General features: G+C 69.6%; 21 protein-coding genes and 1 riboswitch. Of the genes, 16 read left to right on the forward strand and 5 right to left on the reverse strand.

Features of this window, described 5'->3' with window-relative positions:
- Window positions 1–25 precede the first annotated feature (25 nt).
- Entirely contained in the window at window positions 26–1663 is a 1638-nt protein-coding gene (locus ACIBGM_RS39025) for a right-handed parallel beta-helix repeat-containing protein (protein WP_360535224.1), read from the forward strand.
- Between the two features lie 5 nt (window positions 1664–1668).
- Window positions 1669–2043, forward strand: coding sequence for a hypothetical protein (locus ACIBGM_RS39030; protein WP_360535226.1), 375 nt, complete (start codon window positions 1669–1671; stop codon window positions 2041–2043).
- A gap of 82 nt (window positions 2044–2125) precedes the next feature.
- On the opposite strand, the gene ACIBGM_RS39035 is transcribed toward ACIBGM_RS39030, so the two are convergent.
- The 4 genes from ACIBGM_RS39035 to ACIBGM_RS39050 form a co-directional block, all read right to left on the reverse strand.
- Window positions 2126–2683, reverse strand: coding sequence for a sigma-70 family RNA polymerase sigma factor (locus ACIBGM_RS39035; protein ID WP_360535228.1), 558 nt, complete (start codon window positions 2681–2683; stop codon window positions 2126–2128).
- A 131-nt stretch (window positions 2684–2814) separates the two neighbouring features.
- Window positions 2815–4344 carry a sugar transferase gene (locus ACIBGM_RS39040; RefSeq protein ID WP_396388410.1) on the reverse strand — a complete coding sequence of 510 codons (1530 nt, stop codon included), beginning with the start codon at window positions 4342–4344 and terminating at the stop codon, window positions 2815–2817.
- A gap of 267 nt (window positions 4345–4611) precedes the next feature.
- Complete coding sequence (locus ACIBGM_RS39045) at window positions 4612–4887, reverse strand: hypothetical protein (protein WP_360535232.1); 276 nt, start codon at window positions 4885–4887, stop codon at window positions 4612–4614.
- Window positions 4884–5696 (reverse strand): PspA/IM30 family protein, encoded by an 813-nt coding sequence (locus ACIBGM_RS39050; protein ID WP_360535234.1) that lies wholly within the window; start codon window positions 5694–5696, stop codon window positions 4884–4886. Before ACIBGM_RS39050 ends, ACIBGM_RS39045 begins: the two co-directional genes overlap by 4 nt.
- Before the next feature lie 169 nt (window positions 5697–5865).
- Between ACIBGM_RS39050 and ACIBGM_RS39055 the strand changes: the two genes are divergently transcribed.
- The 14 genes from ACIBGM_RS39055 (at window position 5866) to ACIBGM_RS39120 (ending at window position 20530) form a co-directional block, all read left to right on the forward strand.
- Complete coding sequence (locus ACIBGM_RS39055) at window positions 5866–6453, forward strand: DUF3043 domain-containing protein (RefSeq protein ID WP_396388411.1); 588 nt, start codon at window positions 5866–5868, stop codon at window positions 6451–6453.
- Window positions 6454–6496: 43 nt separating this feature from the next.
- Complete coding sequence (locus ACIBGM_RS39060; protein ID WP_360535238.1) at window positions 6497–7507, forward strand: aldo/keto reductase family protein; 1011 nt, start codon at window positions 6497–6499, stop codon at window positions 7505–7507.
- Window positions 7504–7713 (forward strand): hypothetical protein, encoded by a 210-nt coding sequence (locus ACIBGM_RS39065; RefSeq protein WP_360535240.1) that lies wholly within the window; start codon window positions 7504–7506, stop codon window positions 7711–7713. Before ACIBGM_RS39060 ends, ACIBGM_RS39065 begins: the two co-directional genes overlap by 4 nt.
- A gap of 89 nt (window positions 7714–7802) precedes the next feature.
- A riboswitch (cobalamin riboswitch) is annotated at window positions 7803–7870 on the forward strand.
- Between the two features lie 112 nt (window positions 7871–7982).
- On the forward strand, window positions 7983–8705 hold the full coding sequence (locus ACIBGM_RS39070) for an SCO2322 family protein (RefSeq protein WP_396388412.1): 723 nt from the start codon (window positions 7983–7985) through the stop codon (window positions 8703–8705).
- On the forward strand, window positions 8706–9803 hold the full coding sequence (locus ACIBGM_RS39075; protein WP_360535244.1) for a CbiQ family ECF transporter T component: 1098 nt from the start codon (window positions 8706–8708) through the stop codon (window positions 9801–9803).
- On the forward strand, window positions 9800–11410 hold the full coding sequence (locus tag ACIBGM_RS39080; RefSeq protein ID WP_360535246.1) for an ATP-binding cassette domain-containing protein: 1611 nt from the start codon (window positions 9800–9802) through the stop codon (window positions 11408–11410). The genes ACIBGM_RS39075 and ACIBGM_RS39080 overlap by 4 nt, the downstream gene beginning before the upstream one ends.
- Window positions 11407–12216, forward strand: coding sequence for an ECF transporter S component (locus tag ACIBGM_RS39085; RefSeq protein WP_360535248.1), 810 nt, complete (start codon window positions 11407–11409; stop codon window positions 12214–12216). The genes ACIBGM_RS39080 and ACIBGM_RS39085 overlap by 4 nt, the downstream gene beginning before the upstream one ends.
- Entirely contained in the window at window positions 12209–12739 is a 531-nt protein-coding gene (locus tag ACIBGM_RS39090) for a bifunctional adenosylcobinamide kinase/adenosylcobinamide-phosphate guanylyltransferase (protein ID WP_360535250.1), read from the forward strand. The genes ACIBGM_RS39085 and ACIBGM_RS39090 overlap by 8 nt, the downstream gene beginning before the upstream one ends.
- A 29-nt stretch (window positions 12740–12768) precedes the next feature.
- Window positions 12769–13533: an adenosylcobinamide-GDP ribazoletransferase gene (gene cobS / locus ACIBGM_RS39095; RefSeq protein WP_396388413.1), complete on the forward strand. Its 765-nt coding sequence runs from the start codon at window positions 12769–12771 to the stop codon at window positions 13531–13533.
- 167 nt (window positions 13534–13700) lie between these two features.
- On the forward strand, window positions 13701–14882 hold the full coding sequence (locus tag ACIBGM_RS39100) for an ROK family protein (protein ID WP_396388415.1): 1182 nt from the start codon (window positions 13701–13703) through the stop codon (window positions 14880–14882).
- A gap of 998 nt (window positions 14883–15880) precedes the next feature.
- On the forward strand, window positions 15881–16951 hold the full coding sequence (locus tag ACIBGM_RS39105; protein WP_360534566.1) for a substrate-binding domain-containing protein: 1071 nt from the start codon (window positions 15881–15883) through the stop codon (window positions 16949–16951).
- A 160-nt stretch (window positions 16952–17111) separates the two neighbouring features.
- A complete protein-coding gene (locus tag ACIBGM_RS39110) occupies window positions 17112–17927 on the forward strand; it encodes an ATP-binding cassette domain-containing protein (protein WP_396388416.1) in 816 nt (271 codons plus the stop codon).
- On the forward strand, window positions 17924–19228 hold the full coding sequence (locus tag ACIBGM_RS39115; protein WP_396388417.1) for a sugar ABC transporter permease: 1305 nt from the start codon (window positions 17924–17926) through the stop codon (window positions 19226–19228). The genes ACIBGM_RS39110 and ACIBGM_RS39115 overlap by 4 nt, the downstream gene beginning before the upstream one ends.
- Before the next feature lie 87 nt (window positions 19229–19315).
- Complete coding sequence (locus tag ACIBGM_RS39120; protein WP_360534560.1) at window positions 19316–20530, forward strand: low temperature requirement protein A; 1215 nt, start codon at window positions 19316–19318, stop codon at window positions 20528–20530.
- Window positions 20531–20573: 43 nt separating this feature from the next.
- Here ACIBGM_RS39120 and ACIBGM_RS39125 read toward each other — a convergent pair whose 3' ends face one another.
- Window positions 20574–21635: an ABC transporter ATP-binding protein gene (locus ACIBGM_RS39125; RefSeq protein ID WP_396388418.1), complete on the reverse strand. Its 1062-nt coding sequence runs from the start codon at window positions 21633–21635 to the stop codon at window positions 20574–20576.
- Window positions 21636–21643: the final 8 nt, after the last annotated feature.

A 21643-nucleotide genomic window follows, 5' to 3' on the forward strand; every position in this document is an offset into this window, starting at 1 on the left:
AACAACTGCCCCTGAAGGATGTGTCATGGAGCATCGCGACCCGCCCCCTCCGGCCCCTGGGCGGAGCACCGCGTGGTACCGCGACCGTCGGATCCTCGGCGCCGCGGCGCTGATCGTCGTCGCCGCACTGGTGGCGATCGGCCTCGCCGTCACCGGCGGTGATCCGGCACAGGAAGAGGCACAGGCCAGTCCGGCGACGACGCCGACCGCGCCGCACAACCAGCCGGCGCCGCCCGCTCCGGCCACGCCGCCGGCGAAGATCTGCGGCAACACCACCGCGCTGGCGGGACCGGCCCAGGCCCCGGCCGGCGCAGTCGTGGTCAGCACGACCCAGAACCTCAACCAGCTCACCGAGGCGAGCCCGGCCGGCACGACGTTCTACCTCACCGCCGGCACGCACATCCTCGGCAACGGCCCGTACGCCCAGGTGATCCCGAAGGAGGGCAACACCTACGTCGGCGCACCCGGCGCGGTCCTGGACGGCCGCAAGCGCAACCGGTACGCGTTCACCGGGTACGCCAACGGCGTCACGGTGAAGAACCTGACCATCCAGAACTTCGGGGCGCCGCGGAGCAACAACGACGAGGGCGTGGTCAACCACAACGCGTCCGGCCGCTGGACGATCCAGGCCAACACGATCCGGCTGAACGCCGGCGCCGGGGTGATGGTCGGCGACCACAACGTTGTCAAGGGCAACTGCCTGCAGCAGAACGGCCAGTACGGGTTCAACGCCTACCACCCGGAGAAGGTCAACGGCATCACCATCGAGGGCAACGAGATCGCCGGCAACAACACCGACGACTGGGAGAAGCTGAAGGTCGGCTGCGGCTGCACCGGCGGCGGCAAGTTCTGGGAGGTCACCGGCGCGATCATCCGGAACAACTGGGTGCACGACAACCTCAGCGCCGGGCTGTGGGCGGACACCAACAACTCCGGCTTCGTGATCGAGGGCAACTACATCTCGAACAACCTGGCCGAGGGCATCGTCTACGAGACCAGCTACAACGCCGGTATCCGGGGCAACTCGTTCGTCCGCAACGGCCTCGGCAAGGGCCCGCTGAACCAGGGCTTCCCGACCCCCGCGGTGTACATCTCCGAGTCCGGCAGCGACAACCGGGTGCAGAGCGTGTTCAACCAGACCTTCGAGATCGCCGGGAACGTGTTCACCGACAACTGGTCCGGCGTGATCCTGTGGGAGAACTCCGACCGGTTCTCCGGCTCGGCGGCCAACACCAGCACCGGCGCCGGCACCCTGGTCAACCCGGCCGTCGTCACCGCCAAGACCTGCAACGCGGACAACATCCGGAACGAGCCGTACCTGAGCGACTGCCGGTGGAAGACGCAGAACGTGCGAGTGCACGACAACGTGTTCTCCCTCGACCCGGACAAGATCGGCAAGACCTGCGCGTCCCGGGCCGGCTGCGGCTACAACGGCCTGTTCTCCAACTGGGGCACGTTCCCGACCTGGTCGCCGTACCACAAGGCCACCGTGCAGGATGCCATCACCTACAAGCAGGGCAACAAGTTCTACGAGAACACCTACGCGGGCCCGTGGAACTTCATCGTGCACGAGCAGGGCAACCGGGTGAACTGGGCGGCCTGGCAGGGCGCGCCGTACGGGCAGGACCCGGACAGCGTGATCAAGGTGCAAGGGGAGCGCTGAGCGCGATGATCGGGCCTCCTGAGCGTGCCGCCGGCGAGCAGATCGCACTGCTCCGCTCGGTCGGCTACGCCGCGTTCGGGCGGCACGAGCGGAACCTCGACGTCCTCGACCTGGTCTTCGACAGCCTGGTGGACGCCCCGGAGAGCTGCCGCGACGAGGTACGGGCGCTGCGCTTCGCAGGCCACGGCATCACCCTGGACGTCGACGTCCGGGGCCGCGGCGACCTGACCGTCGAACTGCGCGTCTCCCCCGCCGGACCGGTGGTGGTCGAGTCCCGAGGTTCGGAGGACGGCCCGACGAACGCCCGGCTGGTGAGCTTCCTGCTGCGCTGGCCGGGCACGGCACAGCGGCCGGTCCGAACCGCGTGGGTCATGCTCTGACTCGCGCGGCCCGAAACCGGCCGCCGGCTAAGCCGGGCCCGGCAATCCGCAGGGAGTTGCCGGGCCGGGCCCGTCTGCTGCTTCAGGAGGCAAGCAGCATCCGGAGCTTCTCCAGGCACCGGCCGCGGATCGGGCCGATGCTGCCGATCGGGATCCCGATCGTCGCGGAGATCTCGGCGTACGGCGCCGGCGGGTCGGCCATCAGCATGCCCATCAGCTGCTGCCACCGATCCGGGAGGCTCTGCAAAGCCCGCCGTACGTCATCGGCCCGCTCGTCGGCGAGCAGGTCGGCGTCCAGCTCCGGCTGGTCACCGGCCACGCCCTCGAACGCGGCGGACTCGTAGGTCAGCAGCACCCGCTTGCGGAACGCCAGCACCCGCAGGCACTCCCGGCGGGTGGTGACGACCAGCCAGGCGCCGACCCGCTCGGGGTCGACCCGGTGGATGTGCTCGAGCAACCGCAACCAGACCATCTGGGAGACGTCGGCGGCATCGCTGTCGCTGAGCCGGAAGCTGCGGGTGACCGCCCAGACCAGCCGGGCGTAGTGGTCGACCAACCGGCTCCACGCGCCCTGGTCGCCGGACGCGGCCTGGATCACCAGGTTCGCGGCCTCGGACCGGCCGGACTGGTCGCCGGGCATAGGTTCGTCAGTGCCTGATGGGGCACTGAGTTGCTGCAACATTGGATTCCCCCCTCGGGAATGCACCGCTGTCGTCCTCAGATGTGTGGTGCTTGTGATGCCGCCCGGCCGGCAGATGGCCGGGGGCGGATTCAGTAGGCGCCGTCGCGTCCGAGGACAGCGCGGGCGGTCTTCCACAAGATGAGCAGGTCCAGCGCGATCGACCAGTTGTCGGCGTACCGCAGGTCGAGCCGCATGGACTCCTCCCACGTCAGGTCGCTGCGCCCGCTGACCTGCCACAGGCCGGTCAGTCCGGGCTTCACGAGCATCCGCCGCTCGTCCTCGATCGCGTAGCGCGCCACCTCGGCCGGTAGCGGCGGCCGGGGCCCGACCAGTGACATGTCCCCCCGGAGCACGTTCACCAGTTGCGGCAGCTCGTCGATCGAGAACCGGCGCAGGTACTTGCCGACCCTCGTCACGCGCGGATCGTCACGGAGCTTGAACAGCACCCCGTTGCCCTCGTTCAGCTTCTGCAGCTCCGACTTGCGTTCCTCGGCGTCGACCACCATGGTGCGGAACTTCAGCATCTGGAACCGCTCGCCGGCGTGGCCGACCCGGGTCTGCTTGAACAGCACCGGTCCGCGGCTGGTGATCTTCACCAGGAACGCGGTGACCAGCAGGACCGGCAGCACGCCGACCAGGATCAGGCCGCCGACGATCCGGTCGAAGATGCTCTTCAGCAGGTGCGGCCCGCCGCTCACCGACGGCCGCTCCAGGTGCAGCAGCGACAGGCCGGCGACCGGGCGGATCGAGATCCGCGGGCCGGCGACCTCGACGATGCCGGGCGAGACGATCAGCTCGACCCCGCGCTGCTCGAGCGCCCAGGACAGCTTGCGCAGCGAGTGCCCGGCCAGCTCCGGGTCGGCGGCCACCGCGACCACGTCGACCTCGAACTGGTCGACCGCGGCCAGGATGTCCATCTCGGTCCGGCCCAGCTGCTCGGGCTCGGCCTCGTCGAACGCGTCCCCGCGCGGCAGGCAGCTGGCCACCACGACGTACCCGTCGGCCGGCCGCTCCTCCAGGTGCCGCCGCAGCGTGGTCACCTGGTCGTTGCGTCCGACAACGAGCACGTGGCGCATGCACCGGCCGTCGAACCGCCGCCGGGAGATGGCGCGGTGCAGCAGCCAGCGCAGGAACATCGCCGCCAGGCAGGTCATCGGGACCGCCAGCACGACGAAACCACGGGCGACCTCGAGCTTGATGGCGTACGACGTGATCGCCACCAGCGCGGTCAGTGCCACCGCGGCCCGGATGATCGAGCGGAACTCCTCCGGACCGGTGCCGAAGTACCGGCTCTCGTAGCCGCGTTCGAGCGCCACGCACGCCAGCCAGGCGATCGGCAGCACGGCGCCGAGTATGAAGTAGCCGAGGTTGATCTGGCCGCCGAACCGGGCGACGAGGGCCAGCGACCCACCGACCAGCGCGGCGGCGACGTCGCCGGCGAGCGCGGCCCACCGGTACTTCGACACCCAGCGCGCCTCGGTGAGCCGGGCAGCCCGCGGCACGATTGCCGGGACCTCGTCCGGTACGACCCAGACCGGCCGGCGTCGTTCCCCCGACGGCGCCGGCCGAAGGGCAGCCGAATCGGCCAACCCTTCCTCGGACATGACAAATTCAGTCACGCACAGTCACCCCCCACAGGTGAATCCGAAGCACGTGACCAACCCACACCCCGTCACGAACTTCGATGAAACGCCGCCCCCACAACGGCGTGATCCAGAGAGTACTACGTCACAGCGGCTGCGCACAGTAGCAATCGCGAGTGTTTACCCGTGCGCAATCACCAAGCAAGAGAAAGACCCCCGGGGCCCAGATACGGGTCCCAGGGGTCTCGTTTCGACTACTTCGGGTGACCGGCCGCCGGGTCGGGGCGCCGATCGGGGTGGCTGTCAGCCGGCGATCAGGCCGTCGCCGCTGATCAGCTCGCGCATCTCGGCCAGCGAGCTGTCGCTCGGCGGCAGGATCGCGTCGGAGTCGTGCAGTTCGTCGTCGGGCAGCCGGTCGCCGGCCCGGACGAACTCGAGCAGGGCGGCGAAGGCGGCCTTGAAGGCCTCCTCGTCGCCGGCTGAGACAGCCTTCTCGAGCTCGCCGTCCACCTTGTTGAGCTCGTCCAGCTTCTCGTCGGCCAGTCGCCACTGGCCCTCACTCATGATCCGAACGATCATCGGGCGTCTCCGTCCTGAGGTCGCACCGGCTCGGCGGCCGGCTGCTGCGTGGGCTGTGCCTGGGCGGATCCCGGTGTGGCGTCACCGGACAGTTCCTTGGGGGCGCTGCCGCCGGAGATCTGGGCCTTCATCGCGGCCAGTTCGTCCTCGACGTCGGAGTTGGACGACATCCGCTCCAGCTCCAGGGTGATGCTGTCCTTGCTGGTGCCGGTGGCGTCGTCGAGCGCGCCGGAGGCGAGCAGCTCGTCGATCGCGCCGGCCCGGGCCTGCATCTGCTGGGTCTTGTCCTCGGCCCGCTGGACCGCGAGGCCGACGTCGCTCATCTCCTCGGAGATGCCGGAGAACGCCTCGTTGATCCGGGTCTGCGCCTCGGCCGCGGTGTAGGTGGCCTTGATGGTCTCCTTGCGGGTCCGGAACGACTCGACCTTGGCCTGCAGCCGCTGGGAGGCGAGCGTCAGCTTCTCCTCCTCGCCCTGCAGCTGGGCGTGCTGGGTCTGCAGGTCGTCGATCTGGCCCTGCAGCCCGGACTTGCGGGTCAGAGCCTCCCGGGCCAGGTCCTCACGGCCCATCGAGAGCGCCTTCTGGGCCTGCTCCTGCAGCTTGGCCGACTGGGACTGCAGCTGAGACGCCTGCAGCTCCACCCGCTTCCGGCTGGTGGCCACGTCGGCCACACCCCGCCGCACCTTCTGCAACAGCTCCAGCTGCTTCTGATACGAGTAGTCAAGGGTTTCGCGAGGATCCTCGGCCTTGTCCAGGGCGGAGTTCGCCTTGGCCTTGAAGATCGTCGACATCCTCTTGAAGATGCTCATCGATATCCGTACCCCTTCTGTGCCGGCGACAGTCGACCCGGCGTGCGTGTCAACCACCCTATGTCTCCACGGGTCACCACACCATCAGGACCGGCCCGGATAAAGTGGTGGTCAGCTCCGGGGACTCCCCCGAGTCGCGACCTGCCCTGCCGAATGAGGTTCAGACCCCGTGTTCCGTCGTACCAAGTCTGAGACAGATACCACCGTACCCGCCGAGCCCCAGGCCAAGCCGGGCGGTAAGGGACGCCCCACCCCGAGCCGCCGGGAAGCCGAGGCGGCCCGGAAGGCGTCGTTCAAGAAGCCGCGCAACCGCAAGGAGGCGTCGGCGCTCCGGCGGGAGAAGATGCGCACCGAGCGCGCCAAGATGCAGTCGGCGATGCAGACCGGTGACGACCGGTACCTGCCGGCCGCCGACAAGGGCCCGGTCCGGCGGTTCGCCCGGGACTACGTCGACGCCCGCTACTCGGTGATGGAGTTCGCGCTGCCGATCCTGCTGGTGGTGTCGCTGCTCGGCGTGGTCTTCTCACCGGCCTTCCCGTGGCTGGCCGGGACGGTCAACCTGCTGTTCCTGGCGATGATCCTGCTGATCGCGGCGGACTGGTTCCTGCTCACCGCGGGCCTGAAGAAGGCGGTCTCGGTGAAGTTCCCGAACGACTCGGCCAAGGGCGTCGGCTTCTACGCGGTCCGCCGGACCATGCAGATGCGCCGCTGGCGGCTGCCCAAGCCGATGGTCAAGCGCGGCGAGAAGCCCAGCTGAGACTCGACGGGAACGACGCGGGCACGGGCAGTAGGGTCGGGGTATGGACTTCCGCTATCTCGGCAACAGTGGTTTGAAGGTCAGCGAGATCTCGTACGGGAACTGGCTGACGCACGGTTCCCAGGTGGAGAACGATCAGGCCAAGGCGTGTGTGCGGGCGGCGCTGGAGGCCGGCATCACCACGTTCGACACGGCCGACGTCTACGCCAACACCAAGGCCGAGTCGGTGCTCGGCGAGGCGCTGGAAGGCGAGCGGCGCGAGTCGCTGGAGATCTTCACCAAGGTCTACTGGCCGACCGGCCCGGGCGGACCGAACGACGTCGGCCTGTCCCGCAAGCACATCCACGAGTCGATCAACGCGTCGCTGAAGCGGCTCAAGACCGACTACGTCGACCTCTACCAGGCGCACCGGTACGACTCCGAGACGCCGCTGGAGGAGACGATGGAGGCCTTCGCCGACGTCGTCCGGTCCGGCAAGGCGCTCTACATCGGGGTGTCGGAGTGGACCGCGGAGCAGCTGCAGGAGGGCCACCGGCTGGCCCGTGAGCTGCGCATCCCGTTCGTCTCGAACCAGCCGCAGTACAGCATGCTCTGGCGGGTGATCGAGGCCGAGGTGGTGCCGGCGTCGGAGGAGCTCGGCATCGGCCAGGTGGTGTTCTCGCCGATCGCGCAGGGGGTGCTGACCGGCAAGTACCTGCCCGGCCAGCAGCCGCCGGAGGGCTCCCGGGCCACCGACTCCAACGGCGCGAACATGATCAAGCGGTTCCTCAACGACGACGTGCTCAGCCGGGTGCAGGAGCTCAAGCCGGTGGCGGAGTCGGCCGGGCTGTCGCTGTCCCAGCTGGCCATCGCCTGGGTGCTGCAGAACCCGAACGTCTCCTCGGCGATCATCGGCGCCTCCCGGCCCGAGCAGGTCGTCGAGAACGTGAAGGCCTCCGGCGTCCGGCTCGAGGAGGGCCTGCTGAAGCAGATCGACGAGGTGCTCGGCAGCATCATCGAGCGCGACCCGGCCAAGACCGAGCAGAACGCTCCGCAGACCCGGCCGGGCTCATGAGCTGGAGCTGGCGGTTCGAGACCGCTTCCGGCGCCGTCGTCGACCCGGGTGAGGTCGGCGGGGCCGAGTTCTCCGCCCAGGGCGACGCGGAGAGCTGGCTCGGCGAGAGCTGGCGCGATCTGGCCGAGCACGGAATCGGCCAGGTCTTCCTGCTCGAGGACGGCCGCGAGGTCTACGGCCCGATGAGCCTCGCCGCCCCGGAGTAAGCAGCAGTTGGAACCCGTACGACGTCCTGGGCGGCGTCGTACGGGTTCCTGCTTGTTAAGCTGCGGCTGAACCACTCCTGTGTTCGCAGGGAAGCCGGTCCAAGTCCGGCGCTGACCCGCAACCGTAGGCCACCTCCCCGGTGGCGAGCCGGAACACTGTGACGCAGGCAGACAGGCTCAGCTACCCGCCGTGGTCCGCGGGTGGAGCCCCACCCTGCCGACGCAGGCGGGACTTCCTCCACCGGGCACGGCCCGATCGAGGACATGACATGACTGCATATCGCCGGACCGTACGACTGGTCCTCAGCCTGCTGGCGGGTCTCCTGCTGGCGGGGACAGTCGCCACCACCGCGCAGGCCGAGGACGGCTACCGGTTCTGGGGCTACTACCAGTGGAGCGGCGGCCAGTGGGCCTTCGCGCAGAAGGGCGCCGACGGCGTCGTACCGGCCGATGGAGCCGTGGAGGGCTGGCGGTACGCCCTGGGCGGCGCCAAGCCGCGGGTGCCGCGCGCAGCCGGTGACTTCCAGGCGATCTGCGGCAGCACCCCGGCGGAGTCCGGCAAGAAGCGGGTGGCTCTGGTGGTCGACCCGGGTACGCCGGCCGACGCGCTGAACGGTCAGACTCCGGGACCTGCCACCGGCACCTGCGTGGTCACGGACGCGCAGGCGACCGGCGCGAAGATCCTGGCGGCCGTTGCCCCGGTGCGCATCGAGAAGGGCCTGACCTGCGGGATCGCCGGCTACCCGTCCGCGGGCTGTGGTGACCAGGTGAAGAACATCCAGGTCCCGGCCACCGACGACCCGGTCACGCTGCAGATCGGCGCCGCGGTCGGGTCCAGCGCCGCGCCCTCGCCGACCACGTCGCCGGCTGCCAGCTCCTCCGACTCCGGTGGCGCGCCGTGGACCGGCATCATCATCGCCGCGGTGGTGGTCGTCGTACTGGCTGGTGGCGGTCTGGCGCTCAACCGTCGGCGTGCGAGTCAGCAGAGCTAGGTGCGTACTGTCCATCACCTGACGCTCCCCCGGGCTCTGCACCCGGGGGCCTGGTGGTTGTGGGCGCTGGGCATGGCAGTGGCCGCCAGCAGGACGCGCAACCCGGTACTGCTGGTGCTGATCCTCGTGGTGACCGGCTTCGTGGTGTCGGCCCGGCGGAGCGACGCTCCCTGGGCCCACAGCTACGCCGCGTTCCTCAAGCTCGGCCTGGCGGTGATCGCCGTCCGCGTGGTGCTGCAGGCGTTGCTGTCGACACGCTCACAGGGCAACACAGTCCTGTTCGTCCTCCCCCACGTCCCGTTGCCTGCCTGGGCCAACGGCGTGAAGCTCGGCGGCGAGGTCACGCTCGAGGCGTTGCTGACCGCGCTGTACGACGGCCTTCAGTTGGCCGTGATGCTCTGCTGCATCGGCGCGGCCAACGCACTCGCCAGTCCACGGCGGCTGCTCAAGTCGTTGCCTGGAGCCCTTTACGAGATGGGCGTGGCCTGTGTGGTCGCGCTGACCTTCGCACCGCAACTGGTCACCGACGCCCGTCGGATCCGCGCCGCCCGCCGGCTCCGCGGCCGCACCCGCGGCTCCTTCCGTACGACAGCCATGCCCGTGCTGGAAGGCGCGTTGGACCGCTCCGTGGAGCTCGCCGCCGCGATGGACTCCCGCGGCTACGGCCGTACGGCGCATGTCCCACGACTTCAGCGCCGGATCACCGGGCTGTGCGTGCTGCTGGGGTTGCTGGGCATCCTGCTCGGTGTCTATGCGTTGCTGACCGACTCCATGGCGTTTCCGTTCGCCGCTAGCGTGTTGCTGGTCGGACTGCTGCTGGCGGTGGGTGCCATGGCGGTCGGGCGGCAGCGAGTGACACGCACGCGCTATCGACCGGACCCGTGGGCCTTGCCGGAGTGGCTGGTGACCTTGTCCGGTGCCCTGGCTGCTGGGTCGATGATCGCCGCCGCGACTCGGGGCGTCGAAGGGCTGGTGCTGGCCGGTCCGCTGGTCGTGCCACCGGTCCCGGCGCTGCCAGTGATCGGCATCCTGCTCGGATTGGCTCCCGCGGTGGTCGCGCCGCCCTTGCCCTCTCGACGTGAGCTGGTGACCGCATGATCGAGTTCGACCGGGTCACGATGACCTACGACGGCGCCGAGGCGCCTGCGCTGCAGGACGTCAGCTTCATGGTGCCTGAGGGTGAGCTGGCCCTGGTGATCGGGCGGACCGGCTCCGGCAAGTCCACGTTGCTGCGGGCAATCAACGGCCTGGTGCCGCACTTCACCGGCGGCACGCTGTCCGGCCGGGTCGTCGTCAACGGCCGGAACACCAGCGAGTACCGCCCGCGTGACCTGGCCGATGTGGTCGGCATGGTCGGTCAGGACCCGATGGCCGGGTTCGTCACCGACACGGTCGAGGACGAGCTCGCCTACAGCATGGAGTCGCTCGGGGTGGCTCCGGACGTGATGCGACGCCGAGTCGAGGAGACGCTGGATCTGCTGGGGCTGGCCGACGTACGGGATCGTGCGTTGACCTCTCTGTCCGGCGGACAGCGGCAGCGGACCGCTATCGGCGCTGCCCTCACCTCTCACCCCGCGGTCTTGGTGCTGGACGAGCCGACGTCGGCTCTGGACCCGCAGGCGGCTGAGGAAGTGCTCGCCGCGTTGCAGCGGCTGGTGCACGACCTGGGCGTCACTGTGGTGATGGCTGAGCACCGGCTCGAGCGAGTCATCCAGTACGCCGACCGGGTGATCGAGGTCCCAGGCGGCTCGGCTGCTGTCGCTACTGGGCTTCCAGCCGAGCGGATGGTCACTGCGCCGGTCGCACCGCCCGTGGTGGAGTTGGGACGGCTTGCCGGCTGGTCCCCGCTGCCGCTGTCGGTGCGGGATGCGCGGCGGGCTGCGGTCTCGCTGCGCACCCGGTTGGACTCGGCTGTGCCGCAGCGGTCATCGGCAGACCCTGGCGTCGAGCTGGCGCGTTGCAAGGACCTAGTGGCCGGGTACGGCGGGGTCACTGCGTTGCGTGGGGTGTCGCTGAGCATTCAGGCCGGTGAGGTCGTTGCGCTGATGGGTCGCAACGGCGCCGGCAAGTCGACGCTGCTGAATGCGTTGGTCGGGATCGTGCCGCCGCGGTCGGGGACGGCAGCTGCGGCTGGGGCGGACCCGCGCCGTACGCCGCCTTCCAAGCTGGTGAAGGCGGTTGGGCTGGTCCCCCAGGAGCCGGCTGACCTGTTGTATGCGGCGACGGTGGCTAACGAGTGCGCCGGGGCCGACGAGGACTTCGGGGTCCCGGCGGGTAGCTGCCGGGCGCTGCTGAAGCGGCTGGCTCCGGACATCGACGTGGCGATGCATCCGCGGGACCTGTCCGAGGGACAACGGCTGTGTCTTGCGCTGGCCGTCGTACTGTGTGGTGCTCCTCCGCTGTTGCTGTTGGACGAGCCGACGCGAGGGCTGGACTACGGGGCCAAGCGGCGGCTGGTGGCGATCCTGCGGGAGCTGGCTGCCGCGGGTCATGCCGTCGTGCTGTCTACGCATGACGTGGAGATGGTGGCTGAGGTGGCCACCCGGGTGCTGGTGCTGGCTGAGGGTGAGCTGGTGAGTGACGGGGAGACTGCGACCGTGATCGCGGGGTCGCCGGCGTTTGCGCCGCAGGTGGCGAAGATCCTTGCGCCGTTGCCGTTCCTGACCGTCGGTGAGGTCGCCACAGCTCTGGAACGCGCGTCGTGAAGCTTGTCCGGCTCAAGCCACGCAGTACTGCGGCCCTGCTGATCGCCTCCCTGGTCGGGTTGCTGGCTTTCGGGTGGCCGCTGCTGTACATCACCGACCAGGCGGGTGAGTCGGCGATCGGGCACACCACTGATGCGCCGTGGCTGTTCGTGTTGCTGCTGCCGTTGCTGGTGGCCGTCGTACTGGCTGAGCTGTCCGAGTCGGGGATCGACGCCAAGGTGATTTCGCTGCTCGGCATGCTGGCGGCGGTGGGCGCTGCGCTGCGGGCGCTCGGTCCTGGCACGGCTGGGCTGGAGCCTGGGTTCTTCCTGCTGGTGCTGGCGGGCCGGGCGTTCGGGGCCGGGTTCGGATTCGTACTGGGCGCTGTGTCGTTGCTGGGTGGGGCGCTGATCAGTGGTGGGGTCGGGCCATGGATGCCGTTCCAGATGTTCGCCTGCGCGTGGGTGGGGTGCCTGGCCGGGCTGCTGCCGCGGGCGGCTGGGCGGCTCGAGTTGCTGGTGCTGGGGGCGTACGCGCTCGTGTCGGGGGTGCTGTACGGCGTGCTGATGAACCTGTGGTTCTGGCCCTACGCGACGTTCGGCAGCGACTTCTCGTTCATCCCGGGCGACGCGCTGACGGAGAACCTGCACCGGTACCTGCTGTTTGTGGTGGCGACGTCGCTCGGGTGGGACATCCCGCGTGGGGTGCTGTCCGCGGTGATGGTTCTGCTGCTGGGGCGGCCGGTGCTGGCGGCTTTCCGTCGTACGGCGCGGAAGGCGGCCTTCGACGTACCAGTGGTGTTCGAGTCGAGGAGGTCTGATGGCTGAGCAGCGCACGTTGATCCTGGGCGGCGCCCGGTCCGGCAAGTCGATCGCCGCCGAGCGGCTGCTGAGCGACGAGCCCGAGGTCCTGTACGTCGCCACCGGCGGAGACGGCTCGTCGGACCCGGAGTGGGCCGAGCGGATCGCCAAGCACCGCGCCCGCCGGTCGGCGTCCTGGGGCCTGGCCGAGACGATCGATCTGGTCCCGCTGCTCGCCTCCCCCGGTCCGCCGCTGCTGATCGACTGCCTGACCCTGTGGCTGTCGCGGACGATGGACGCCCTGGACATCTGGTCCGACCTCGGCCGCGCCGGCCTGGTCGACCAGGCCATCGAATCCCTCGCCGAAGCCTGGTCGGGCACCCCGCGCCTGGTGGTTGCCGTCAGCAACGACGTCGGCTCCGGCGTGGTCCCCGCCGACCCCGGCACCCGCCTCTTCCGCGACCTCATGGGCCGCCTCAACACCACCATCTCCCTCAACTCCACCACTGTCCTTTGGACCGTGGCCGGCCGAACCATCCCGCTCACGTGAGCTCCGGCGGCAGCGGGCGGGGTGGATGGGTGGACGGCACCTGGTTGGCACTTGGGACGCTCACCGTGTTGCCGGCTCGGATGCCGTCGCGGGTGGATCGGGTGGTGGGCGGACGGGCGATGATCCTGGCACCCGCGGTCGGGGCGCTGATCGGCGCGATCTCAGCGGGTGTCGTAGCGCTGGCTCAACTCTTGCGGCCGGATGCGGAGTACCTGGCCGGCGTGCTGGGGGTGCTGGTGGTTGTGGTGGTGTCCGGCGGGTTGCACCTGGATGGGCTGGCCGATTTCTCGGATGCGCTAGGGAGCCGGCGGGACCGCGAGACGATGCTTCGGATCATGAAGCAGAGCGACATCGGCCCGTTCGGAGTGGTCGCGATCGTCGCGGTGCTGCTGCTCGATGTCGCCGCGCTCACGGCGTGCATCCAGGCCGGCTTCGGCTGGCAGGCCGCGCTCATCGCCGTCACCGCGAGCCGCCTGACGCTCCCCTGGACCTGCCGTACGACGGTCCCGTCCGCACGTCCCGGTGGTCTCGGCGCAACCGTCGCCGCGACCGTCCGACCGATCGCAGCAGTCCTCACATCCATCGTCGTACTGGCCGGGGCGCTCGCCCTCGCTTGGTTTGACAGCGCGCGACTGGTCGGCAGCGCGAGCGCCGTACTGCTGGCTGTCGTAGTCAGCCTGCTCGTCACCCGGCGGGCTCGATCGGCGCTCGGTGGTGTCACCGGCGACGTACTCGGCGCTGCCATCGAGCTGGCTCTACCAGTCACTCTTCTCACCCTGGCGCTCACCGTCTGATGCGGCGCGAGCCCTCCTGGCGTGCCCGCACCCCCGCGCGGCCTCCGTGCATTACTGTCACCGGGGACGCAGCTGTGGGGCAGTGATTGGCGAGGTCGGATGGCGATGTTGAGGGTTGTTCAGCGGCAGTTGGCAACGAAGGCCTCGCGATCCGTTATGTTTATGTAATGAACGCAACCCGCCCGGCGCCTGGGTCGCAGGCTTCGCTGCGCGAAGCCAACCGCGAGCGCGTTCTGGGAGTCGTCCGGCAGCACGGCCCCCTGACCCAGGTCGAGATCGCCGCCGCCTCCGGCCTGTCCGCCGCGACCGTGTCGAACATGGTCCGCGAGCTCGACCAGGCCGGAATGGTCGGCCTGTCCCGGAGCATCCGCAACGGCCGCCGCGCCGTACTGGTGTCGCTCGCGTCCGGCGGCGGGCTGCTCGCCGGAGTCGCGTTCGGCGAGCGGGACGTCCGGGTCGCGATCGCCAACGAGTCCCGCGAGATCCTCGCCCAGCAACTGATGCCGCTGCAGGCCGACCACGTCGCCGACGACGGGATGGAACGCGCCGCCCGGCTGCTCGCCGACCTGGCCGAGACGGTCAGCTCGGGCGTCGAGGACATCGCCGCGATCGGGTTCGGCCTACCCGCGCCGGTCGACTCGGTCAGCGGTGAGGCCGGGTCGGACGCCGTACTGCCGGGCTGGCGGGGCGTCAACGTCGCCGAGGCGATGGCCGGGCATCTGCGCGCGCCGGTCGCGCTCGACAACACCGCCAACCTGGCCGCGCTCGGCGAGCTCCGCAACGGCGCGCTGCGCGGCGTGCGGCACGGCTGCTACCTGAAGTTCTCGTACGGCGTCGGCGCCGGGATCGTCCTGGACGGCGAGGTGTTCCGCGGGTCTGCCGGTACGGCGGGTGAGATCGGGCACGTCACCATCGACGAGAACGGGCCGATCTGCCGGTGCGGGAACCGCGGGTGCCTGGACACGTTCGTCGGGTCGCGGGCGCTGATCAACAGCCTGGCCGCGTCGCACGGTCCGCTGCGGTTGAAGGACATCGTCTCCCGGGCGTTGCATGGCGACCTCGGCTGCCGCCGGGTGATCGAGGACGCGGGCCGCCGGGTCGGGGTCGCGGTGGCCGGGCTGGTGAACCTGCTGAACCCCGAGGTGATCGTCGTCGGCGGCCTGATGGCCGAAGCCGGCGACCTGATCCTCGCCCCGCTCCGCGAGGCCCTGGACCGCTGCGCCATCCCCAGCGCCGCCGCCACCGTCGAGCTCCGCCCCGCCGAACTCGGCGACGAAGCCGACATCCAAGGCGCCATCCACCTAGCCTCAGTCCTCAGCCACACCACAGCCACCAAGTCCTTCGCCTGACCCCACGTCGGGGGCAACCCCTCACCCGGGGGGTTGACCGGCTCATGTGACTGACGTGTGGGTGGGTTGGTTTGGCGGGCGAGCGGTGCGCTGATCTGGCCGGGCCGTGCGTGAGTCTGCGGTGGCGGCGAGACGTGCATTTCATCAGGTAGTGCCCAGCCGCCGGTAGTGCGGTTGAGCGCGGTCGGCTCGGTGTGTACGGCGTCTCGCCGCTGCACTACCTGTCCATCTGTCCCCGGCCGCCCACGCAACGTCGCCCGCCGCCGGACGCCACCACACCTGCCAGCCTGCGGGCCGCGGCCGGCGGGGCTCCTGTGGCGGGGATATCCGGTGCTGTTGTGCCTTCTCCCTCGATACACGAGAGGAGAAGGCACAACACGGACGGATATCCGCTCTTCTGGCGGAAGGGTGGGCGCGGGGTGAGCGGGCGCACGCCGTTGGGTGTGGGCGCGTCGAGGGGCGAACCGCCAGGCCATCACAGTCGGTCGGCGTCGACGGTGGCAGGCAGGGTGCCGGGGTGGAGGTGGTGATTGTGATGGCCTGGCGGTCCGCAGCATCGGGATCCCGTTCGCAGGGGCGGAGTGGTCGGAGGTGGGTGCACTCGACCGACCTGGGTGGCGAACTGGGGCACCAAGCCGACCCACACATGTGTCACAAGAGCCGGTTAACCCCTCAACTGATGGGTTGCCCACCGAAATTCTCAGTGGGCAACCCATCACCTGGCGGGGCAACCCCTCGATCGGCCGAGCAACCCCTCACCTGGGGGGTTGCCCCTCAGGTGAGGGGTTGCCCATCGAAATTCTCAGTGGGCAACCCCCGAGTTCGGTGGGCAACCTCGCGCGTGGCCGCTCGGGGGGTGAGGGGCGGTTGTGGGTGGTTGAGTTCCGGGGTTGTCACGCCAATATGTCTATTTCTTGAATTCAAGTCTTGACGTCAAAGCTTCGCGCGGCTTGACTTCGGTCAGGCCTACTCGGGCCATCACGTCAAGGAGCCGCCACATGTTCGTCTCTCCATCCCGTCTCGTCGGGCTCGGCCTGACCGTCTCGGCCCTCGCCCTGTCTCTGGTGGCCTGTGGGTCGGACGAACCCGCCGCCGGAGGCTCCGGCGAGGCCAAGAAGATCGCGCTGCTGCTGCCCGAGTCGAAGACCACCCGGTACGAGGCGCTGGACCGGCCGCTCTTCACCGAGGCGCTCAAGGCGGCCTGCGCCAACTGCGAGCTGATCTACAGCAACGCCGACCAGGATGCGGCCAAGCAGCAACAGCAGGCCGAGGCGGCCCTGACCCAGGGCGCGAACGTGCTGGTGCTGGACCCGGTCGACGGCAAGGCCGCCGCCGCGGTGGTCGCCTCCGCGAAGGGCCAGAACGTCCCGGTGATCGCCTACGACCGGTTCATCGAGAACGCCGACTACTACGTCTCGTTCGAGAACGAGGCGGTCGGCAAGCTCCAGGCGCAGACCCTGGTCGACGCCCTGAAGGCGGCCGGCAAGACCTCCGGCAACCTGGCCATGATCAACGGCTCGCCGACCGACCCGAACGCGGCCGACTTCAAGAAGGGCGCGCACAGCGTGCTCGACGCCAGCGGCTACAAGGTCGCCGCCGAGTTCGACACCCCGGACTGGAGCCCGGACAAGGCGCAGGCCTGGATGGAGGGCCAGCTCAGCGCGATCAAGAACGGCCTGGTCGGTGTGTACGCGGCCAACGACGGTACGGCGGGCGGCGCGATCGCAGCGCTCAAGGGCGGTGGCGTCACCCCGCTGCCGCCGGTCACCGGCCAGGACTCCGAGCTCGCCGCGATCCAGCGGATCGTGGCCGGCGACCAGGCGATGACCATCTACAAGGCCGTGAAGCCGCAGGCCGAGGCGGCCGCCAAGGGCGCGGTCGCGCTGGCCAACGGCGGCAAGCCGGAATCGACCACGGACAAGAACGGCGTGCCGTCGACGATCCTCGACCCGGTCGCGGTCACCAAGGCCAACATCAAGGACACCGTGGTGAAGGACAACATCTACAAGGTGACCGACATCTGCACCGCGTCGTTCGCCGCCGCCTGCACCGCCGCCGGCCTCAGCTGACCCGCCCCCTGGTGTCGCCCCGCTTCATGGGGCCTCCCGGCCTGGACTGAGGAGCGAAGGGAGCGGGGCGATGCCGGGCGGTTCCGGAACCAAGAAGGCTGTCCCGGGCGGCGGAACGCCGCGATCATGGCCTGAAGACAAAGCCCAGGAGGCTGATCGAGTGACTGTCACCCCCACACCGGCCCCGGTCGGCACCACCACGGTGCTGTCGCTGCGGGGCATCTCCAAGCGCTTCGGCGCGGTGCAGGCCCTGAAGAACATCGAGCTGGACGTCCGGGCCGGTGAGGTGCTGGCCCTGGTCGGCGACAACGGCGCCGGCAAGTCGACGCTGGTGAAGACGATCGCCGGCGTCTACACCGCCGACGACGGCACGATGGTCTTCGACGGCCGGGAGGTGCGGGTCGGCAGTCCGGCCGAGGCGCAGCAGCTCGGCATCGCCACGGTCTTCCAGGACCTGGCCCTGTGCGACAACCTCGACGTGGTCGCGAACCTGTACCTCGGCCGCGAGCTGCGCACCGGCAAGGTGCTCGACGAGGTCGAGATGGAACGCTCGTCGTGGGAGCTGCTGCGGCAGCTGTCGGCGAAGATCCCGTCGGTCCGGATCCCGGTCGCCAGCCTGTCCGGCGGCCAGCGGCAGACCGTCGCGATCGCCCGCTCGCTGCTCGGCCAGCCCAAGGTCGTGATGCTGGACGAGCCGACCGCGGCTCTCGGCGTGGCTCAGACCGCCGAGGTCCTCAACCTGGTCGAGCGGCTCCGCGAGCGCGGTCTCGCGGTGATCCTGATCAGCCACAACATGGCCGACGTGATGGCGGTCGCGGACCGGGTCGCCGTACTGCGGCTCGGCCGGAACAACGGCGTCTTCGTGGTCAGCGAGACCAAGACGCAGGACATCATCGCCGCCATCACCGGCGCCACAAACAACGCGGTCTCTGAGCGCGCAGCGCGCCGGACCCGTGAGGAGGGGACCGCATCATGACGCTGCACGGATCCGAGATCCGGCCGCAGGACGCTCCACGCCCGAGCAGCGGAAACGGAAACGGCGGCAGCACCGAGCTGCCCGCCGACCTGCAGGACGAGCGGCTGATCGCCAGCCACGGCATCAGCGGCGCCGTCTCGGCGTTCACCGCGCGGCTGCGGTCCGGCGACCTCGGTTCGGTCCCGGTGGTGGTCGGCCTGATCATCATCTGGGCGGTCTTCCAGATCGCGAACAGCTCGTTCCTGTCCAGCCGCAACCTGGTCAACCTCACCCTGCAGACCACGTCCGTCGGGGTGATTGCCATCGGCATCGTCCTGGTCCTGCTGCTGGGCGAGATCGACCTCTCGGTCGGCTCGGTCAGCGGGCTGTCGGCCGCCGTACTCGGGGTCACGTTCGTGAACAAGGGCTGGCCGCTGGCGTTGTCGCTGCTGGTCGGGGTCGCGCTCGGGCTGGTGATCGGGCTCTTCTACGGCGCGCTCTACACCAGGTTCGGCGTGCCGAGTTTCGTCATCACGCTGGCCGGCCTGCTCGGTTTCCTTGGCCTGCAGCTGCTGGTGCTCGGCAAGGAGGGTTCGCTGAACCTGCCCTTCGACTCCGCGCTCGTCGGGTTCGGCACCCGCAGCTTCCTCTCCCCCGCGCTGGCCTACGGGCTGGTCGCGGTGGTCGTCGCGGTGTACCTGCTGACCAGGCTGCGCGGCCGAGCCGCCCGCGTGGCGGCCGGGTTGTCGGCGGCGCCGAACTCGGTCATCGCGATCAAGGCCGCCGCGCTCGCCGTCGTCCTGCTGATCCCGGTCGTGATCCTGAACGGCGACCGCGGGGTGTCGTCGATGTTCCTGCTCTTCCTCGGCCTCGTGGTGGCGACCGACTTCGCGATCCGGCGGACGCGCTGGGGCCGCTCGGTCGTCGCCGTCGGCGGCAACGTGGAGGCTGCCCGGCGAGCCGGTATCAACGTCCGGATGATCTACCTGTCGGTGTTCGCGGCCTGCTCCACCTTCGCCGCGGTCGGCGGACTACTGGCCGCCGCGCGGCTGGTCGCGGTGAACCAGAGCAGCGGCGGCGCGGACACCAACCTGAACGCGATCGCGGCTGCGGTGATCGGCGGCACCAGCCTGTTCGGCGGCCGCGGTTCGGCGTACTCCGCGCTCCTCGGCGCCCTGGTGATCATGTCGATCTCGAACGGCCTGGCCCTGCTCAGCCTCGACTCCAGCGTCCGCTACATGGTGACCGCCGGCGTCCTGCTGATCGCCGTCACCATCGACTCCCTCAGCCGCCGCAGCCGCCAGGCTCACGGCCGCGCCTAGAGCACGGCGGGCTCTCCCCTGACCCTGACCAGGTGGGAGCCCGCCGTTTCCATTCCGGCAGCCTGTTCTGGTGGCAGGATGTGCCGCATGAAGTCCAGAAGACCCATCAAGGCGGAGCAGACCGGCGAGGGTCATACCGTCACGACGCTGGAGTTGTTCTTCGACCTGGTGTTCGTCTTCGCGCTGACCCAGGTCACCGCGCTGATGGCCCACGACCTCACCTGGCACGGCGTAGGCCGCGGCCTCCTGCTGACCGGGCTGTTGTGGTGGAGCTGGATCGGCTTCTCCTGGCTGTGCAACCTGGTCAAGGCCGACGAGGGCGCAGTCCGCGGCGTGATGCTGGCGGCGATGGCGGCGATGTTCCTGATCGCACTCGCGATCCCGGAGGCCTTCCACGACCTACCGGGTGGTCTGCCCGGACCGGTGGTCATCGCCGGCGCGTACTTCCTCTTCCGGGCACTCCACCTGGTGCTCTTCTGGCTGATCGCCGAGGGCGACCAGCAGCTACGCCGTACGCTGCTCCGCTTCTCCCTCTCGATGCTCGGCGCCAGCGCGCTGCTCCTGGTCGCTTCGCAGTACGACGGCCGGACGCAGACGTTGCTGTGGGCCGCCGCGCTCGCCGTCGACTACGGCGGCACGTACCTGATCGACGCACACGGCTGGCGGTTCCACTCCGCGACGCACTTCGCCGAGCGGCACGGGCTGATCATCATCATCGCGCTCGGCGAGTCGATCGTGGCGATCGGTGTCGGCGTGACCGACCTGCCGATCTCGTGGCCGATCCTGATCGCCTCCGTGCTCGGCCTGATGGTGTCGTCCGCACTGTGGTGGATCTACTTCGACGCGACTGTTCTGTACGGCGAGCACGCGCTGGCGTCCGAGCCGGAGGACACCCGGGCGGCCCTCGCCCGCGACGCGTACACCTTCCTGCACTTCCCGATGATCGCCGGAATCATCCTGCTCGCCCTCGGCCTGAAGAAGGTGCTCGAGTACGTCGGTGACACCGAGCACCACAGCCTCGACGACCCCCTGAAGGGCATCGGCCTCTGGGCGCTGTTCGTCGGCGTCATCTTCTATCTGCTCGGACACGTCGGCTTCAAGTGGCGGACGATGCACCGGTTGAGCGTGTCCCGGCTCGTCACCGCTGCGCTCGTGTTGGTCGCCATACCGCTGGTCGCGAAGGTGCCCGCGCTCGGGCAGCTCGCCGTACTGACTGTCCTGCTGGCCGGGCTGGTCACCTTCGAGTCGATCCGGTTCGCGCAGGAGCGTGACGAATTGAAGCACGGCGAGCAGCACACCTGAAGAAAGAAAGGCCCCCGCAGTGCGGGGGCCTTCTGCGAAGAGCTCAGGCTGTGGCGGCCGTCAGGTCCACCTTCGGCTCCGCGAAGTGGCAGGCGGCGGAGTGCCCGGCCGGGGACTGCGGCTTGGCCTCGAGCGGCGGCTCGTGGGTCGCGCAGATGTCCTCGGCCTTCCAGCAGCGGGTCCGGAACCGGCAGCCGCTCGGCGGGTCGATCGGCGAGGGTACGTCGCCGACCAGCCGGATCCGCTCCTTCGGCGGGACACCGCGGATGGTGCCCAGGTCGGGTGCGGCGGACAGCAGCGCTTGGGTGTACGGGTGCTGCGGAGCGCCGTAGATCTGCTCCCGCGGACCCTGCTCGACGATCTTGCCCAGGTACATCACCGCGACCTGGTCACAGAAGTGCCGGACCACACCGAGGTCGTGCGCGATGAACACGAACGCGATGCCGAGGTCGCGGCGCAGGTCCTCCAGCAGGTTCATCACCTGGGCCTGGATGGACACGTCCAGCGCGGACACCGGCTCGTCGGCGATGATCACCTCCGGCTCCACCGCGAGCGCCCGGGCGATGCCGATCCGCTGCCGCTGGCCGCCGGAGAACTCGTTCGGGTACCGGTTGTGGTGCTCGGGGTTCAGGCCGACCCGCTCGAGCAGCTCCTGGACCCGGTCGAGCTCCTTGCCCTTCTTGACCAGGTTGTGCACCCGCAGCGGCGTGCTGATGATGTTGCTGACCGTCTGCCGCGGGTTCAGCGAGCTGTACGGGTCCTGGAAGACGATCTGCAACTGGCGGCGGAACGGGCGCAGTTCCCGCTCCCTCAGCTGCGCGATGTCGGTGCCCTTGAACCTGATCTCGCCCGCCGTCGGCGTCAGCAGCCGGGTGATCATCCGGCCGGTGGTCGACTTGCCGCAGCCGGACTCGCCGACCAGGCCGAGGCTCTCGCCGGCCTTCAGGTCGAAGCTGACGCCGTCGACGGCCTGGACCACCTTCTTGGTCCGGCCCAGCCCAGCCGCTTCCTTGATCGGGAAGTGCATCTTCAGATCGCGGACCTGCAGCAGCGGGGCTCCCGCGGCCGCCGGCACGGCGTCGACCGTACGCACGTTGTCGCTCATCTCTCTCC

The sequence above is a fragment of the Kribbella sp. NPDC050470 genome, from assembly GCF_044458365.1.
In the GTDB taxonomy this organism is placed as follows: Bacteria; Actinomycetota; Actinomycetes; order Propionibacteriales; family Kribbellaceae; genus Kribbella.